The sequence below is a fragment of the Aeromonas sp. QDB30 genome, from assembly GCF_027707645.1.
Lineage (GTDB): Bacteria > Pseudomonadota > Gammaproteobacteria > Enterobacterales > Aeromonadaceae > Aeromonas > Aeromonas caviae.
In genome coordinates, this window is record NZ_JAPCIY010000051.1 from 16,473 (window position 1) to 31,908 (window position 15,436).

At 60.5% G+C, this 15,436-nt stretch carries 17 protein-coding genes and 1 riboswitch; of the genes, 3 read left to right on the top strand and 14 right to left on the bottom strand.

Annotated elements, in window-relative coordinates; genetic code table 11:
- Positions 1 to 51 precede the first annotated feature (51 nt).
- Positions 52 to 221: riboswitch (M-box (ykoK) riboswitch) on the bottom strand.
- 177 nt (positions 222 to 398) lie between these two features.
- The 13 genes from flgL to PG896_RS14780 all read right to left on the bottom strand — a co-directional run bounded on the left by flgL (position 399) and on the right by PG896_RS14780 (position 13,118).
- Entirely contained in the window at positions 399 to 1,607 is a 1,209-nt protein-coding gene (gene flgL / locus PG896_RS14720) for a flagellar hook-associated protein FlgL (RefSeq protein ID WP_128342603.1), read from the bottom strand.
- A gap of 3 nt (positions 1,608 to 1,610) precedes the next feature.
- Entirely contained in the window at positions 1,611 to 3,608 is a 1,998-nt protein-coding gene (gene flgK, locus PG896_RS14725) for a flagellar hook-associated protein FlgK (protein ID WP_052815057.1), read from the bottom strand.
- Positions 3,609 to 3,611: 3 nt separating this feature from the next.
- A complete protein-coding gene (flgJ, locus tag PG896_RS14730) occupies positions 3,612 to 4,712 on the bottom strand; it encodes a flagellar assembly peptidoglycan hydrolase FlgJ (RefSeq protein WP_048207976.1) in 1,101 nt (366 codons plus the stop codon).
- Positions 4,713 to 4,758: 46 nt separating this feature from the next.
- Positions 4,759 to 5,856, bottom strand: a complete 1,098-nt coding sequence (locus PG896_RS14735) for a flagellar basal body P-ring protein FlgI (RefSeq protein WP_010675288.1) — start codon at positions 5,854 to 5,856, stop codon at positions 4,759 to 4,761.
- A 60-nt stretch (positions 5,857 to 5,916) separates the two neighbouring features.
- Entirely contained in the window at positions 5,917 to 6,588 is a 672-nt protein-coding gene (gene flgH / locus PG896_RS14740; protein WP_010675289.1) for a flagellar basal body L-ring protein FlgH, read from the bottom strand.
- Between the two features lie 16 nt (positions 6,589 to 6,604).
- Entirely contained in the window at positions 6,605 to 7,393 is a 789-nt protein-coding gene (gene flgG, locus PG896_RS14745; protein ID WP_010675290.1) for a flagellar basal-body rod protein FlgG, read from the bottom strand.
- Positions 7,394 to 7,407: 14 nt separating this feature from the next.
- Positions 7,408 to 8,154, bottom strand: coding sequence for a flagellar basal-body rod protein FlgF (flgF, locus tag PG896_RS14750; RefSeq protein ID WP_010675291.1), 747 nt, complete (start codon positions 8,152 to 8,154; stop codon positions 7,408 to 7,410).
- 146 nt (positions 8,155 to 8,300) lie between these two features.
- Positions 8,301 to 9,647 (bottom strand): flagellar hook protein FlgE, encoded by a 1,347-nt coding sequence (flgE, locus tag PG896_RS14755; protein WP_039040233.1) that lies wholly within the window; start codon positions 9,645 to 9,647, stop codon positions 8,301 to 8,303.
- A gap of 10 nt (positions 9,648 to 9,657) precedes the next feature.
- On the bottom strand, positions 9,658 to 10,395 hold the full coding sequence (locus PG896_RS14760; RefSeq protein WP_270835857.1) for a flagellar hook assembly protein FlgD: 738 nt from the start codon (positions 10,393 to 10,395) through the stop codon (positions 9,658 to 9,660).
- A gap of 90 nt (positions 10,396 to 10,485) precedes the next feature.
- Positions 10,486 to 10,905 (bottom strand): flagellar basal body rod protein FlgC, encoded by a 420-nt coding sequence (gene flgC / locus PG896_RS14765; RefSeq protein ID WP_005329775.1) that lies wholly within the window; start codon positions 10,903 to 10,905, stop codon positions 10,486 to 10,488.
- Complete coding sequence (gene flgB, locus PG896_RS14770) at positions 10,902 to 11,303, bottom strand: flagellar basal body rod protein FlgB (RefSeq protein WP_010675294.1); 402 nt, start codon at positions 11,301 to 11,303, stop codon at positions 10,902 to 10,904. The genes flgC and flgB overlap by 4 nt, the downstream gene beginning before the upstream one ends.
- A 61-nt stretch (positions 11,304 to 11,364) precedes the next feature.
- On the bottom strand, positions 11,365 to 12,189 hold the full coding sequence (locus tag PG896_RS14775) for a CheR family methyltransferase (RefSeq protein WP_270835859.1): 825 nt from the start codon (positions 12,187 to 12,189) through the stop codon (positions 11,365 to 11,367).
- 17 nt (positions 12,190 to 12,206) lie between these two features.
- Positions 12,207 to 13,118, bottom strand: a complete 912-nt coding sequence (locus PG896_RS14780) for a chemotaxis protein CheV (protein ID WP_180906937.1) — start codon at positions 13,116 to 13,118, stop codon at positions 12,207 to 12,209.
- 237 nt (positions 13,119 to 13,355) lie between these two features.
- Between PG896_RS14780 and flgA the strand changes: the two genes are divergently transcribed.
- From flgA to PG896_RS14795, 3 genes are all read left to right on the top strand, one after another.
- Positions 13,356 to 13,961, top strand: a complete 606-nt coding sequence (gene flgA / locus PG896_RS14785; protein ID WP_319883493.1) for a flagellar basal body P-ring formation chaperone FlgA — start codon at positions 13,356 to 13,358, stop codon at positions 13,959 to 13,961.
- A gap of 94 nt (positions 13,962 to 14,055) precedes the next feature.
- Positions 14,056 to 14,376: a flagellar biosynthesis anti-sigma factor FlgM gene (gene flgM / locus PG896_RS14790; RefSeq protein ID WP_069652526.1), complete on the top strand. Its 321-nt coding sequence runs from the start codon at positions 14,056 to 14,058 to the stop codon at positions 14,374 to 14,376.
- On the top strand, positions 14,373 to 14,789 hold the full coding sequence (locus PG896_RS14795; RefSeq protein ID WP_244088280.1) for a flagella synthesis protein FlgN: 417 nt from the start codon (positions 14,373 to 14,375) through the stop codon (positions 14,787 to 14,789). Before flgM ends, PG896_RS14795 begins: the two co-directional genes overlap by 4 nt.
- Before the next feature lie 43 nt (positions 14,790 to 14,832).
- Here PG896_RS14795 and yfcE read toward each other — a convergent pair whose 3' ends face one another.
- Positions 14,833 to 15,396, bottom strand: coding sequence for a phosphodiesterase (gene yfcE / locus PG896_RS14800; protein WP_227262900.1), 564 nt, complete (start codon positions 15,394 to 15,396; stop codon positions 14,833 to 14,835).
- Between the last annotated feature and the right edge of the window lie 40 nt (positions 15,397 to 15,436).

The following is a 15,436-nucleotide window of genomic DNA, read 5'->3' on the forward strand; positions in this document are numbered from 1 at the left end:
ACAGCAATTTGATTGACGAGTAACAGGCAGGAAATGACGCCGTCCGGCGTGTTTTCATCCCCACGTACCAGCTTTAGCACTGCATAACGTATCCGGCATGCCGGAAGCCACTTGGGTTGACACCTTAATCCGATGAAAACTGTCCTGATCTTGGGCGTCTCTGGACGTCGTGAGATCAGTGGCCTGTGTTTATGCAGGAGCCTCGCCTAACGAGATGCTGCGAACATTGATTGCACGGCGCTACCGTGCGGGCGGCATCATCTGCCCAGGCGCAGGTCGAGTCAAGGCAAACGGGCCCCTGGCAACGGGTTGTTACAAATTGGCCGGACGGCGGGCCCTTCATGAAACGAGGCTCCCCCGTGCGTGGCACGGGGGAGCCTGCGGTCAACGGACGAACGTCAGCGGATATAGTCGAAGAGGGTCAGCTTGCTTATCTTGCTGAAGGCTAGCTGGGAGGCGCTCATGGCTGCATCCTCCTTGGAGAGGGCCGCGATCACCTCGTACATGTCCGCCTCGGACACCTTGGCCCGCGCCTGCTGGTTCAGGGTGCTGAGTCCATCGTTGGAACTCATCACCTGCTCCAGGCTGTTCATCCTTCCCCCCAGCTCCCCCAGTCCCCGGTCTATCTTGGTTCTGGCGTTGCTCATGTGGGTGGTGGCATCGGAGACCGCCAGCTGGAAATCGCTCTCGGACAGGGTCGGATCACGCATGGCGGAGATGAAATCGGACATGCCATTGAGGATGTTGTCGTTTTTCGGGGTATCCAGCACGAAGTTCTGGGTCGCCGACCCCGCAGGGAGGTCGAGGGTGAGCGCCAGGCCGTTGAAGGGGATCTTGTTGCCCGCCACATAGTCGCCGCTTTGCAGCAGGGTGCCACCGCTGTCACGGATCTCGTAGGTGTCCGGCGGCCCGGCCAGGGTGCTGACCGCATATTGGTTGCTCGGCAGGGAAGAGTCATAGTTGTTGCGATAGAAGCTCTCGAAGTTCCCCTGATCCGCCACCGACACCTGGATGTTGCCACTAGCGGCGCTGGCAGTGCGCCGGGTCGCCACTATCTCGAACAGATCGAAACCGGAGTCGTTGGCCGGGATCTGCACCGTGGGTGAGACCTGGATGTTGCGCTGCCCCGTGTCCCCCTGGAACACATAGTTGCCACTGGCATCCTTGACGAAGGGCTGGGTCTTGCTCTGATTGCCGCCGAAGATGTACTCCCCCTGGGAGTTCTTGCTGTTCATCAGGTCGAACATCTGCTTTTGCAGCCCCTCCAGTTCGCTCGCGATGGCGCTGCGCTCCTCGGAGCCCATGGCGGAGTTGTTCGCCTTCTGGATCAGGGTCTGGGCACTCAGCATGGCGTTGTTGAGGGAGGTGAGCACCGTCTCCTCGTGGCCAAGGCTGTTCTCCAGCAGGCTGCCGTTGACGCCGTACTGCTTGAAGAGATCGATCTCCTTGGTCAGCGCCATCTTCTGGCTCATGCCGGCCGGGTCCTCCCCGGAACGGGAGAATTTATCCCCCGTCATCAACTGGTTGTAGGCGGTGTTCTGGCGCTCGCTCACCTTGCTCATGGAGGCAAGGTTGCGGTCATAGATCATGTTGGTGGTGATGCGCATGACTTACCTCACGGAGGAGAGCAGGGTGTCGAAGATGGTCTTGGCGGTGTTCACTATCTGGGCCGAGGCCGCATAGGACTGCTGGAAGCGGATGAGGTTGGCCGCCTCCTCCTCCAGATTGACGCCGGAGACACTCTCGAAGATGGCGGTACTCTGGGTCAGCTTCGCCTCGTTGGCCTGCAGCAGGGTCTTGGCCTGGCTGGTCTTGTTGCCAATGCCGCTCACCAGACCCGAGTAGGCATCGTTGAAGGTCATCTTGTCGTTGCTGGTGGCGGCGTTGTTGTTCTTGCGCACCAGCTCCTTGTTCTGCAGCTCCGCCAGCGCCAGGCCGTTGGCGTTGTCCGCAAAGCCGTCCTTGTTGTAGCTGAGCGTGAAGCTGTCGCTGGCCTCCACCTTGCCGGTGATGCTGAACTCATAGCCCGGGCTCTGGGTCGGATCGGCGTAGACCTTGGGCCCCCCAAGGGGACTCTCGAGGGCGGCCATCAGGTTCTTTCCCTTGCTGGAGGCGGGGGCCACACCGAGCAAGTTGTTGTTCTTGTCATAGACCTCGTAGTTGCCGCTGCCGTCGATCTTGATGACCTGGGGTGCACTCGGGTCCAGAGTGTTGGTGCCAAAACCCGAGCCCGTGCCGGTGTTGTAGACACCGCCCAGCGTTATCTCGCCCGAGCCCAGGTTCTGGGATCCCTTGTCCGCCTTCAGGGGGGATGCCAGCGCGATATCCTCGGGACGGGTGATCGCCTGCTCCAGGTTGGCAGCCGCATTCCGGGTGGGTTGCAACAAGATCTTGTCACCTGCGACCGGAGTGCCGGAGAGATCGATTTCGATGCCGTGCCCCGCCACCTCGAAGGTGGCTGGCGGCGTGGTCCCCGTGGCGAGCGAGGTACGCTGCCCGCTGCCGTCGATGGCGAATACCTCGTAACCGGTGGCGCTGTTGAACCGCACCTCGTAGTCGAAGGTGGTGACCTCGCTCCCCTTGCCGGGGACGAAGCTGACGCTGGCCGCCCCGTTACCCTGGTTGCTGGCGTAGGGCAGCCCCTGGCTTCCCTTGAGGGTGAAGAGATCCCCCCCAAGCTCGTTGTCGAGATCCATCCCCAGCCGGTTCTGCTGGTTCATGGCATCCCCCAGGGCGACGGCCAGCTGCCCCAGCTCCCGCTTGGCGGGCTCCAGATCCCGGCGCGCGGTGAAGAGGCCACCGATGGCACCGCCAATATCCTTGTCGTTGATGCTGGCCTGGTTCTTGCCCAGGGTCAGCTGCAGGGAAGGCTCACGGGAATCCGGGTCCCCCGGCACCACCTTGAACTGGGCCACGCCGCCATCGAGCACCAGGGAGTGCCCTGTGCTCATGTTGACCAGCATGCTGCCATTGGGCTGGGTCACGGTGCGGATCTCCATCTTCTCGGAGAGCTGGCGAATGGCCTCATCCCGCTGATCGAACAGCATCAGGTTCTCTTCAGGGGAGCCCTGGGTGCGGACGATGGCCTGGTTCAGATCGTTGATGCTGTTCAGCAGGCTGTTCACCCTGTCCGTCTCGTCCCCTATGGTGGCGTTGATGGTATCGGACTGCTTGTCGAGCTGGGCGGAGAGGGTATGGAATCTGTCCACCATGCCGCTCAGTTCACTCAGGGTCGTCTTGCGCCCCCCGATCTCGGACGGTGACTCGTTGGCGGTGTGGAAAGCCTTGAAATAGGAGGTGATGGTGGTCCCCACGCTGTTGCTGGCATCACCGAGCAGGCTGTCGAGTCGGAACAGTTGATCGTAGCGGGTGTTGGCCGCCTGATAGGCGGACGTATCCCGGCGCACCTCGGCCTGGGCATAGGCGTTGATGATGCGCTCGCTCACCATGTCGCCCGTCCCCAATCCGACGGAATTGGTGTAGATCAGGGTGCGTTCACGTACATAGCCCTGGCTATTGACGTTCACTATGTTGTTGCTGGTGGTCTGCAGCAGTCGCTGCTGGGCCAACACACCCGAGGTCCCAATTCCAAGCAGATCGCTTGCCATAGCTTACAGCTCCATCTCTGTGTTCCTGTCTGCAATGTTGCCGGGCGTCGAGTAACCGGCGATGGCATCACTGCGCAACACTTGTTTAAGTTTCCTGGCGTACTGGGGATCGGTGGCATAACCGGCCTGCTGCAACGCCTCGAAGTAACGTTCCGGGCTGTCCACCTTGGCCAGTGCCCCCTTGTAGCGACTCCCAGAGGTCAGGAAATCCACGTAGTCGTTGAAGCTCTCTTCAAACGACTCGTAGGAGCGAAACGCCGCCTTCTGGCGCGAGGCCACCCCTTGCTCGTATTCCAGGGTGCTCACCACCGCCTTGGGGCCTTCCCAACGCGGATCGGCCTTGATGCCGAACAGGTTGTGCGTCACGTTTCCGTCTGCATCCTTGATCACCCGCTTGCCCCAGCCACTCTCAAGGGCGGCCTGGGCCACCAGCACCGCCGGGCTCAACCCCAGCTTGTCCGCCGCCTTCTTGGCCAGCGGCATCAGCCTGTCGACGAACTCTTCCGGGCTGTCAAACACCTTGGCGCTGCCATCCAGGGCCGAAGGCCTCTGGCTGCTGCCCATGGGCGGCACGGTGCGGTGGGGGCGTCTTGGCAGGGCCAGCGTTCGCTCGGCCCCATTCAGCTCACCCTTCATTTCGTTATCAGCAAAATCTTTGCCAACTTTGGAGGCAGCAATCAGATCGTTGGAGGCACTGGGGGGTTGATAGGGCTTGTAGACCCGCTCGGTACGCTGGGGCAGCTTGAGTACCCGGCCATCCTGATGGGTGAAGGTCTGCTCGGGTGAGAGCTGCCTGGCCACCATCTCGGCAATGCCCAGCCCCCCCTTGCTCGACATGTCGGCAACCCGCTGCTCGTCCAGCATCCCTTCATAGAACTGGGTGTAGCTGCTGTTCATCGGGTTGCCCTCGGTGAGCACCGAGTTGGCCTGGCGCATCCCCTTGAACAGGGTCTGGGTGAAGATGGATTCGAACTGGCGGGCGGCCGCCATCAGGGCCCCTTGCTTCCCCTCCTTGCTCAGGCTCATCTGGCGCAGTTTGTCCAGGTTCTGGACATCCTGCACCATGCCAATATTGATACCGCTCTGGGTGTCGAACTCTGCCATAACCTACCTCTTTGCCGCCCGTGGCAACCGCTTGCCGCTCACGAAATTACAGAATGACCAGTTGGCCCTGGATCGCGCCCGCCTGCTGCAGCGCCTCCAGGATCGCCATCAGATCCCCGGGGGCGACCCCCACCTGGTTCACCGCCCGCACCAGGTCGTCCAGGGTCGCGCCGGTATCGAGCTTGAACATCCGACCGGGATCCTGCTGCACGTTGATGGTGGAGTTGTTGGTGACCGCCGTCTGCCCGCCAGCGAGCGGATTGGGTTGGGAGACCTGCTGGTTCTCGGCGATGGTGACCGTCAGCCCACCGTGGCTGATGGCCGCCGGGCGCAGCTTGACCTCGCTGCCGATGACGATGGTCCCGGTGCGCGAATTCACGATGATCTTGGCGGACTCGCTCGCCGGGTCCACTTCCAGGTTCTCGATGGTGGAGAGGTAGGAGACCCGCTGGGCCGGATCCCGCGGTGCGAATACCTTGATGGAGGTGGCGTCCATCGCCTGGGCGGTGTTCGGACCCACCAGATCGTTGACCACGTCCGCCAGACGGCGGGCGGTGGTGAAGTCCGGCCGGTTCAGGTTGAAGGTGATGGTGTCGCCCTGGCTGAAGGAGTTGGGAACCTCCCGCTCCACGGTCGCCCCGTTGGCGATGCGCCCCACTGTGGGCGTGTTCACCACCACCTTGGAGCCGTCCGCCCCTTCGGCCCCGAGGCCACCGACCACCAGGCTGCCCTGGGCCACCGCATAGACGCGGCCATCCAGCCCTTTCAGGAAGGTCTGGAGCAGGGTGCCGCCACGCAGGCTCTTCGCCTCGCCGATGGCGGAGACGGTGACGTCTATGGTCTGGCCCGGCTTGGAGAAGGGGGGCAGATCCGCGTGGATGGCCACCGGTGCCACGTCCTTGATCTTGGGCTTGATGTTGTCAGGCACCTTGATGCCGAAGTTGTTGAGCATGGTCCTGAAGGTCTGCTCGGTGAAGGCGTTGTTCTTCTCCCCCGTGCCGGGCAGGCCCACCACCAGACCGTAACCGATCAGCTGGTTGCTGCGCACCCCTTCCACCGAGGCGAGGTCCTTGATGCGGGATGCGTGCGCCAGCCCGAAGGGCAGCAGGCAGCACAGCAGGGCAAGCAGACGGAATCGGTTCATGACATCTCCTAACAAAACCTTCCTGATCCAGGGCCCGTGAACGCCCCGGACTCTTGAGTCTTAAATGGGCCACCAGGGGCCGTTGAAGAAGCTGGTGAGCCAGCCCTGTTCCTGGGTGTTCGCCAGATCCCCGGTACCGCCGTAATAGATACGCGCATTGGCCACCCGCTGGGAGGAGACGCTGTTTTCCGAGCTCACGTCCTCCGGGCGCACCAGACCGGTGATACGGATATATTCGTTGCCATTGTTGAGCATGATCCACTTCTCGCCGCGCACCAGCAGGTTGCCGTTTGGCAGTACCTTGACCACGCTGACCGAGATGTTGCCCTGCAGGCTGTTGCTCTGATCCGCCTTGGCCTGCCCCTTGAAGGCACTGTTCTGGCCGATGGAGGCCGACAGATCGTAGGGCCCCGCCGTGACCGGCACCCCACCCAGGGTGACGGGGTCGAGCGCCAGCTTGTTGTCCTTGCCGCTCTGGGTGTTGGCCTTTTTCGACGCCGAGGTCGACTCCGCCAACTGGATGGTGATGATGTCACCCACCCGGTGCGCCTTGATGTCCGAGTAGATGCCGTTGACCTGCTCGGGCTGGAAGATGGCGCCGGTCGGGCGCACCGACACCGGCTCCGACTCCCCGTAGACGGGGGCGAAATCCGGGTCATCCGGTTTGGCGGTATTGGGGGTACTGGTGCAACCCGCCAGCGTCAGCAGTCCCAGCATCCATATGGCTTTCATCATGGCACTCCTTTCATCAGGTCCGCTGGGTCAGGAAGGACATCATGGAGTCGACGGCGGAGATGACCTTGGAGTTCATCTCGTAGACCCGCTGAGCCTGGATGAGATTCACCAGCTCCTCGGTCACGTTGACGTTGGAGGTCTCCAGCATCCCCTGCTTGATCACCCCCAGCCCGTCCGCGCCGGCAGTCCCCTGAATGGGGGCGCCGCTGGACTGGGTCTCGAGGAAGAGGTTCTCCCCCATGGGCTGCAGGCCGGTGGGGTTGACGAAGTCCGTGGTGTTGATCTGGCCCACCACCTGGGACTGGCCATCCCCCTTGAGCTGGACGGAGACCTGGCCATCCTCCCCCACGGTGACGCTCTGGGCGTTCTCGGGGATCTGGATCTCCGGTTGCAACGGGTAACCGTTGCCCGGGGTGACGATGGTCCCCTCGTCGTTCAGGGTGAACTGGCCGTTGCGGGTATAGGCGGCGCTGCCATCGGGCAGCTGGATTTCGAAGTAGCCGCGACCGCTGATCATCAGATCAAGGGAGTTGTCCGTGGTCTGGACGTTGCCCTGACTGTGGTTTTTCTGGGTGGCGACCACCTTGGCCCCCGCCCCCAGCATCAGGCCGGAAGGGAGCTCGGTGTCCGCCGAGGAGCGACCGCCAGGCTGGTTGATGTTCTGATAAAGCAGATCCTCGAAGATGGCCCGCGCCTTCTTGTAGCCCACGGTGCTGGCGTTCGCCAGGTTGTTCGAGGTGACCGAGATGTTGGTCTGCTGGGCATCGAGGCCGGTCTTGCTGATCCAGAGTGCAGGATTCATGGGGTGCTCCTTGATTAGCTGATACGCAGCAGCTGGGTTTGTGCCTCGTCGTTCTCCTCGGCGGTCTTCATGATCTTGACCTGAGTTTCAAACTGACGTTGCAAGCGAATAAGGTTGGTCATCTCGTCGACCACGTTGACGTTGCTCCCCTCTAGGGAGCCGGCGATCAGGCCCACATCCGCAGACGCGGCCTCATTCTGGCCATCCTTGCGGCGAAACAGGCCGTCCTGGCCTTTCTCCACCGCATCTGCCGCCGGGTTGACCAGCTTGATACGCTGGAAATCTTCCGGCAGGTTGGCGGCAGCCCCCTCGGGACGGCCGCTGATGGTACCGTCACGATTGATCTCAATTTTCTCCATGGGCAGGGGCAGCACGATGGGCTGACCGGCATCATCCACCACATTCAGACCGGTGGAGGTCTGCAGATTGCCGGTGGCATTGAGCTGCAGGTTGCCCATGCGGGTATAGGCTTCCGCACCGTTGGGATCCTGCACTGCAATCCAGCCCGGCCCATCGACGGCAACGTCAAGATCCCGACCCGTGGTCATCAGCATGCCGTGCTGCAGGTTCTGGCCCGGCCGCTCGGTCATGGCGAACACCCGCGTGGGCAGCCCTTCGCCAAACGCCTGCATGCTGCGCGCCTGCTCGAAGTCAGACTTGAAGCCAATGGTGTTGGCGTTGGCAAGGTTGTTGCCACGAACAGCCAGGCTGTTCATGTTCTCCTTGGCCCCGGACATGGCGATGTAAAGCAGGTGATCCATGGGATCCTCCGTCAAACAGATGACTCTCACAGCTCAACTGCAAGTTGAATGCCAAGAGAGATGACGAAGACGGAATGAAAGGAGGAAATGAGGCGGGACGGAAATGACAAGGGGCGCCGAAGCGCCCCTTCCAACTACCCGTCGTCTTAGCGGATCTGCAGTATGTTCTGCTGCAGGGAGCTGTTCACTTCCAGGGAACGGGAGTTGGCCTGGAAGTTGCGCTGGGCAGTGATGAGGTCGACCAGCTCGGTGGTGAGATCCACGTTGGACTGCTCCAGTGCCGACGACTTGATGGAGCCGAACGTGCCGGAGTTCGGGGTGCCGGGCAAGGCATCGCCAGAGAGCAGGGACTGGCGCCAGGAGGTGTCGCCGACCTGGGTGAGACCCTGGGCATTGGCAAACTTCGCCATGGCCACCATGGCCACCTTGACGGTGGTGGCGTTGCTGTAAGTGGCGGAGACAATGCCATCCGCCCCGATCTCCACCTTGGTCAGGCGACCGACGGTGGAGCCGTCCTGGGTCAGCTTGCTCACTTCAAAGGGGGAGGCGTACTGGGTCACGGTACCAAGCTTGAACTCAATCTCCTGGGTGCCATCGGCGCCATTGGTGATGATACCAGCCCCTGTCGCCCCCAGGGGTTCCGTCTTGATGACCGCCGGGGTGGTGGGTGTGACCATCTTGCCGGAGGCATCGAAGGTCACCCGGGCGCTCAGGGGGGCCTGGCTCAAACCGGTCGCCATGGTGGTGGCCGTACCGCCTACGATGTCGATGGGCTTGTCCCCTTCATAGAGGTACATGCGCCAGGCAGTCGGCACCGCCGCTTGGGTAGGATCGGCCGGATCCGCTTCCTTGGTGAAGTACTGGGTGATGGTGTGTGGCTCGCCCAGGGAGTCATAGACCACCACGGAAGTAGAGGAGGAGTAGGTGGTCGAGTCAGTGGGATCGAATTTGGAGGCATTGACATCCATCAGCGTTTTCGTGCTGGAAGGCAGGTTGAAGCCAGCCTCGACCGTCGTGGTCTGCACCGGCTCACCGGCCTTGTCCGGGATCTGGATGGGCTTGGTGGCGTTGATGCTCACCGCCTTGGGGGTGCCGTCAGAGTTGATCTCGTACCCCTGCAGATAACCGCCGGAGTTGCTGACCATGTAGCTGCTTTCATTGAGCTTGAAGGCGCCCGCACGGGTGTAGGTGCGATCCAGGTTGGTCAGGCCGTCCGAGGTCACGAAGAAGCCGTTGCCCTGGATGGCGAGATCCAGCGCGTTGTTGGTGAATTGCAGCGCGCCCTGGTGGAACTGCTGGGCCACAGCGCCAGTCGCCACCCCGTTGCCGACCTGGGTCTTGGCGTTGACGAAGATGGAGTTGGCGTAGACGTCGGCAAACTCGGCACGGGACTCCTTGAAGCCGGTGGTATTGACGTTGGCAATGTTGTTCGCGGTGACGTTCAGGTCTTTTTGAGCCGCATTGATGCCGCTGAGGGCATTGTTGAATGACATGTCTTTCTCCTTAGATCACTGCGTTAGAGGACGAAGCCGACTGGGTGGTGGTCTTGCCGGTCGTCGCGCCAATTTCCAATACATCGGTCAGGTAGATGCCGCCCAGTCCCTTGAGTTTGAGGGTGCTGGGGTTGGTGCTCGTTCCCAGGGTGACGCTCTCCACCTTGGCGTAAGTCAGGGCGGGGACGCTCTCCGGCTTGCCGTCGACGGTGGCATGCGCCTCTATCGAATACTTGCCGCTCTTGGCCTCGTTGCCGGACTTGTCCTTGCCATCCCATTCAAAGGCCACGTTCCCCTTGTGGCTCCCTTCGATGGCGAACTCCCTGATGACCTGGCCGCTCTCGTCCTTCACCGTCACCTTGATGTTGCTGCCGCCATCGCCAGTGGCGATGACCCCCGTGAGGGTGCCCCCCTTCTCCACGTAACCCGTGTTGGACGGGATCAGCACGTTCTGCCCCACCAGCGCGGAAGCCTGCAGCGCCTGGCTGGAGGTCATCAGGCTGTTGAGGCTCTCCATCTGGGTGGAGAGGCTGCTGATCCCCTGAGACGTCGACATCGAGGTCATCTGGGAAAGCATCTGGGCGTTGTCCACCGGTTTGAACGGATCCTGATAGGAGAGCTGCATGGTCAGCAGCTTCAGGAAGGACTCCTGATCCAGCTCCTTTTTCTGGGTACTGGTGTTGACCGTACTGGTCTGGGCCGACGTCGTCCGGTTGACGCCCAGCAGGCTGTCATAGGTATCTGCCACTTATGCTCCCCCCTCTAGGGCGTGCCCACTGGGCCGATTGTTGCCGCCTGGCAGGCGATCACGGGTCACTCTCATCCGGGTTCACCTCTGTCAGGACTTGCCCAGACCCAGGGTCTGCTGCAACATTTTCTTGGCCGCATCGGCCACCTGGACGTTGGTCTGGTAGCTGCGCGACGCCGCTATCATGTCCGCCATCTCTTCCACCATGTTGACGTTGGGCTTGAAGATAAAGCCATCCTTGTCCGCCATGGGGTGATTCGGGTTGTACTCCTTGAGCAGGGGCGCATCACTCTCGACGATGCCCTTCACATCCACCCCGACCGAGGCCTGCTTGTCGGACATGGCCTGATCCAGCTGGGCGGCAAAGACTGGCCGCCTGGCGTGGTAAGTTTTTTCCACGCTGGAGCTGACGCTGTCAGCGTTAGCCATGTTGCTCGCCACCGTGTTGAGGCGAACGGACTGCGCGCTCATGGCAGAGCCTGCAATGTCAAAGACCTTGAACAAACTCATCCTTGCTCTCCTTTCAGTGCCTTGAGCAGGCCGCTTATCTTGCTGTTCATGAATTCAAGGGAGGCCTGGTATTCGAGGCTGTTGCGCAGGAACTCGCTACGCTCCTGCTGCACGTCCACCGTGTTGCCGTCACCGGTATCCGGTTGCAGGGGATTGCGGTACTGGGTCGTGCCCGGGGTATCCATCTGCAAGGCGAAGTGCTTCTCGCTGGTGGTGCTGAGCCCGAACCCTTGCTGGCCCTGGGCATCCTGCAACGCCTGTGAGAAGTCGATGTCACGGGCCTTGAAGCCCGGCGTGTCCGCATTGGCGATGTTGCTGGACAACACCTCGGCACGCTTGGCGCGCACGCTCAGCGTGTACTGATGAACACCGAATGCCTTGTCGAATGAAATTGCCATAGCACACCTCCTGCTTCATGAATATTTAGCAAGAGGTGTGCCAAGAGGGTATTGAGCGGGGTTATTTGACCTTGTAGACGATGCCGGGGTTGCAGCGGATCATCTCGAACTTGTCGGTGAGGCCGGCCAGAGACTCGGAGGCCCCCAGCATCAGGTAGCCGCCAGGATTGAGGCTGCTGGCGAACTGGTTGAGGATCTTGGATTTCACTTCGGGCGCAAAGTAGATGAGCACGTTGCGGCAGAAGATGATGTCAAACTTGCCGAGCAGGCTGTAGCTCTCCAGCAGGTTGAGGGGACGGAAGCTGGTCAATTTTCTGACACGCTCCACCACCCGCATCTTGTTGTCGCCACAGGGTTCGAAAAAGAGTCGCTTGCGCTCGGGGGAGAGCCCGCGGGCCAGCGCCAGGCTGTCGTAGACCCCCTCTTTGCACTGGTTGAGCATGGTGCTGGAGATATCGGTCCCCACTATCTGCACCCCGCCCGGCAAGGTACCCGGCCGCTTGACTTGCTGCTCCAGCGCCGTCATGGCGATGGAGTAGGGTTCCTGCCCGGATGAAGAGGCGGCAGACCATATCTTGATGGGACGACCGCTCCTGCCAAGCTCCGGGAAAATCTTGTCGCTCAGCAGCTGGAACGGATAGGTATCGCGAAACCACAGGGTCTCGTTGGTGGTCATGGCATCGACCACCGCCATCTTGAGCTCCCGCTCGCGCACGCTCATCGCCCGGGTGACCAGATCAGACAGACTCTCGATACCAAACTGAGTCATCAAGGGCGACAGGCGGCTCTTGACCAGATACTGTTTGTTGTCACCCAGCACTATGCCGCTCTGTTGCGCCAGAAAATTGCTGAATTGCCTGTATAAGTCGTCCGAAAGTGTCTTCATGCAGTTGTTCTTCTTGATTAGAGAGCGCCTTGTACGGCCTTGGCCAATTCATCCGGCTGGAATTTGGCAATGAAATTGTTCGCTCCGACTTTCTGCACCATGGCCTGATTGAACACCCCACTGAGGGAAGTGTGCAGGATAACATGCAAATCCTTGAGGTTGGGATTGTTGCGGATCTCGGCGGTGAAGGTATAACCGTCCATCTCCGGCATCTCGATGTCCGAAATGACCAGGGCTATCTGATCCTTGATGGGACCGTTCTTGGACATCTCCAGCAACATGTTGAGCGCTTCCCGTCCATCCTTGGCCAGCATGCACTGCACCCCGATAGCCTCAAGTGCCCGTTGAACCTGCTTGCGCGCCACCGAAGAGTCGTCCGCAACCAGCACGGGACGCCCGTGAGGATTGCGCTCCACGCTTGCTTCCACCAGTTCGGTGGACACCTCGGTGGAGACCGGCGAGATCTCGTTGAGAATGCGCTCCACGTCCAGGATCTCCACCAGCTCACCATCTACCTCGGTCACCGCCGTCATGTAGTTGATGCGACCTGCCCCTTTGGGTGGCGGCAGGATGGACTCCCAGTTCATGTTGATGATGCGCTCGACCGAGTGGACCAGGAACCCCTGAATGGAACGGTTGTACTCGGAGATGATGATGAAGCACTTGGAGAGATCCTGAATGGGGCGCTTGCCCATCGCCATGCTGAGATCGATCACCGAGATGGTCTGGCCACGGATATGTGCCACGCCGCGAATGCAGGAGTTGAGCTTGGGCATGACGGTCAGAGGGGGACACTGCAGCACCTCGCGTACCTTGAATACGTTGATGCCAAATCTTTGACGTCCATTGAGACGAAACAACAGCAGCTCCAGCCTGTTTTGTCCCACTAGCTGGGTTCGCTGGTTGACCGAGTCCAGAATACTCGCCATAAACACTCCCTAAAAATGCTTGGCACTGATCGTGCATGTCATTATGCATGCACATTGGCTTGCATCAGATCATCGTTGTTTCAACAACCGAATAATTCTGGAGCAAGCATAGTTAACTACGGTGGTATACGTGAATAACTTATCGACCGGTAAGCAAAAATGATTAGTAGACTTTTCCTTATCTTACTGCCGTTTTGCAGTCTGTCTCACGCCATGGCGTCCGAGGTCACCGACTATCTGCAAGAACAGGCACAGGCGTTCGTGCTCGACCAGCTCGATATTCCCCTCGATGCACAGGCCGACGTCAAGGCCGGTACCATTGACGAGCGCCTCCCCCTCACGCGCTGCGAAGATGCCCTCACCATTTCCCTCCCCGCCAGGATGGAGATCCGTCGCAACACCACCGTCTACCTCAAGTGCGAGGGAGAGAAATCCTGGGATCTCTATCTACCGGTCCGGGTCAGCATCCAGAAACCCTATGTCACCGTCGCCGTCCCGGTTGCCAAGGGAGACGTTCTGAGTGAACCCATGCTGACCCTGGCATACCAGGACCAGACCCTGATCCGTGGCGACTACCTTACCGACCCGACCGCCCTTATCGGGGTACGCAGCAAGCGTGAGCTCAAACCGGGTCAGCCAATCAGGCTCACCCAGGTATGCGTGGTATGCAAGGGGGACCAGGTCACCCTGAGCGCCGAAAACAGCAGCATGCAGATCAAAACCATGGCCCGCGCCTTGCAAGATGGCAGCTTCGGAGACATGATCCGGCTTGTCAACACGCGCTCGGGCAGAACGGTGCAAGGCCAGGTCAGTGCAGTGGGCTCCGTGGTCGTGACATTCTGACACATGAATGCACTGCGCAATTTTTTTCTAAAGTTCTGACCGCCGTCACCGATACACAGGTAAGCGAACAGTAAAGCAGACGAAGGTAAACCTTATGGCTATCAACAATATCAACAACTTGGCTAACAACCGCCTGCAAAACAGCGGCAGCAGTCAAGGTGTAGCCACCAAGCCGGCGACCTCCAGCGAGGGCAGCCGTGCGACCACCGTCAAGAGCGACTCTGTCTCCTTGACCAGTGAGGCGCAGCAATTGCAGCAGATGCAGAAGACCCTCAACACCGCCTCCACCGGTAACGAGAGCCGCGTCGAGAGCCTGAAGAAGGCCGTGGCCAGTGGGGAGTACAAGGTCAACAGCGAAACCGTGGCCAGAAAGATGTTCAGCTTTGAAGCCGATCTGGATAAACGGTTGGGATGATGGACCTCCCTTCGCTGCTGCGCGCTCAGGACGACAACCTCTCCCAGATGCAAGGCTTGCTGGCAGAGGAGTTCGACCTCCTCAAGGCTCACCGGGCCCTTGCCTTGCCGGCACTCGCCGATCGCAAGCAGCAACTGCTGGTGGCCATCGAGACGCTGGACAAGACTCTGGCGGAGCTACCCGACCTGAAGCAACAGCTGAGCGCCTTCCCGACCCAATTGCAGGTCCTTCAAGCCAAGCTGGAAGCCTGCCAGGAGCAGAACAATCTCAACGGACGTCTGCTCGAACTCAGTATTGTCTCCAATCGCCGTCTCGCCAGCTTCCTCAGCAAGCTCAGAGACAGCAGCTCCCTGACCTATGACGCCAAAGGCAATACCCGCTCAGGCACCCGCTCTTTCGGGATCAAGGCCTGATCTCCTCTCCCCCTTCGGGCTTCCTCTCCTTTTGGGCCCCTAGTCAGAGCACCAGCTGCATCAGGGTTTCTCCATCCTTGCAGGCATGGATGCTCATGCAGCCCTCGTCATAGCGCCCATAACTGGCCACCCACTCGCCCCTTGGAAAACAGATAGACCCCGGGTTCATCAGGATCATCTCTCCTTCCTGACATAGCACAGGCACATGGGTATGACCGCTGATGAACAGGCTCCCTGCAGGCAGGGGCACGTTGCTGGGCTCATAGAGATGACCGTGGCTGACAAACCAACGCCGCCCATCCACCAGTAGCTGGTTGTAGGGCGCCGTGATGGGGAAGTGGAGCAGCATCTGGTCCACCTCCGAATCGCAATTGCCACGCACCGCCATGATGCGGGGGGCCAGCTGGTTGAGCCTTGCCGCCACGGCAGCAGGATCATACCCCGCCCGCACCGGATTGCGCGGCCCGTGATTGAGCAGATCCCCGAGCAGCAGATAGTGATCAGGCTGCCAGGGAGCGAGTTGCGCCAGCACCTGCTCGAGGGCAGTCAGACTGCCGTGCAGATCCGAGATATTGACATCCTCCCCCACCTTAGCGCTTCGCGTCACAGGAGGGGGATTCCCATTACTGGGTGATAGCTGCTCGCGC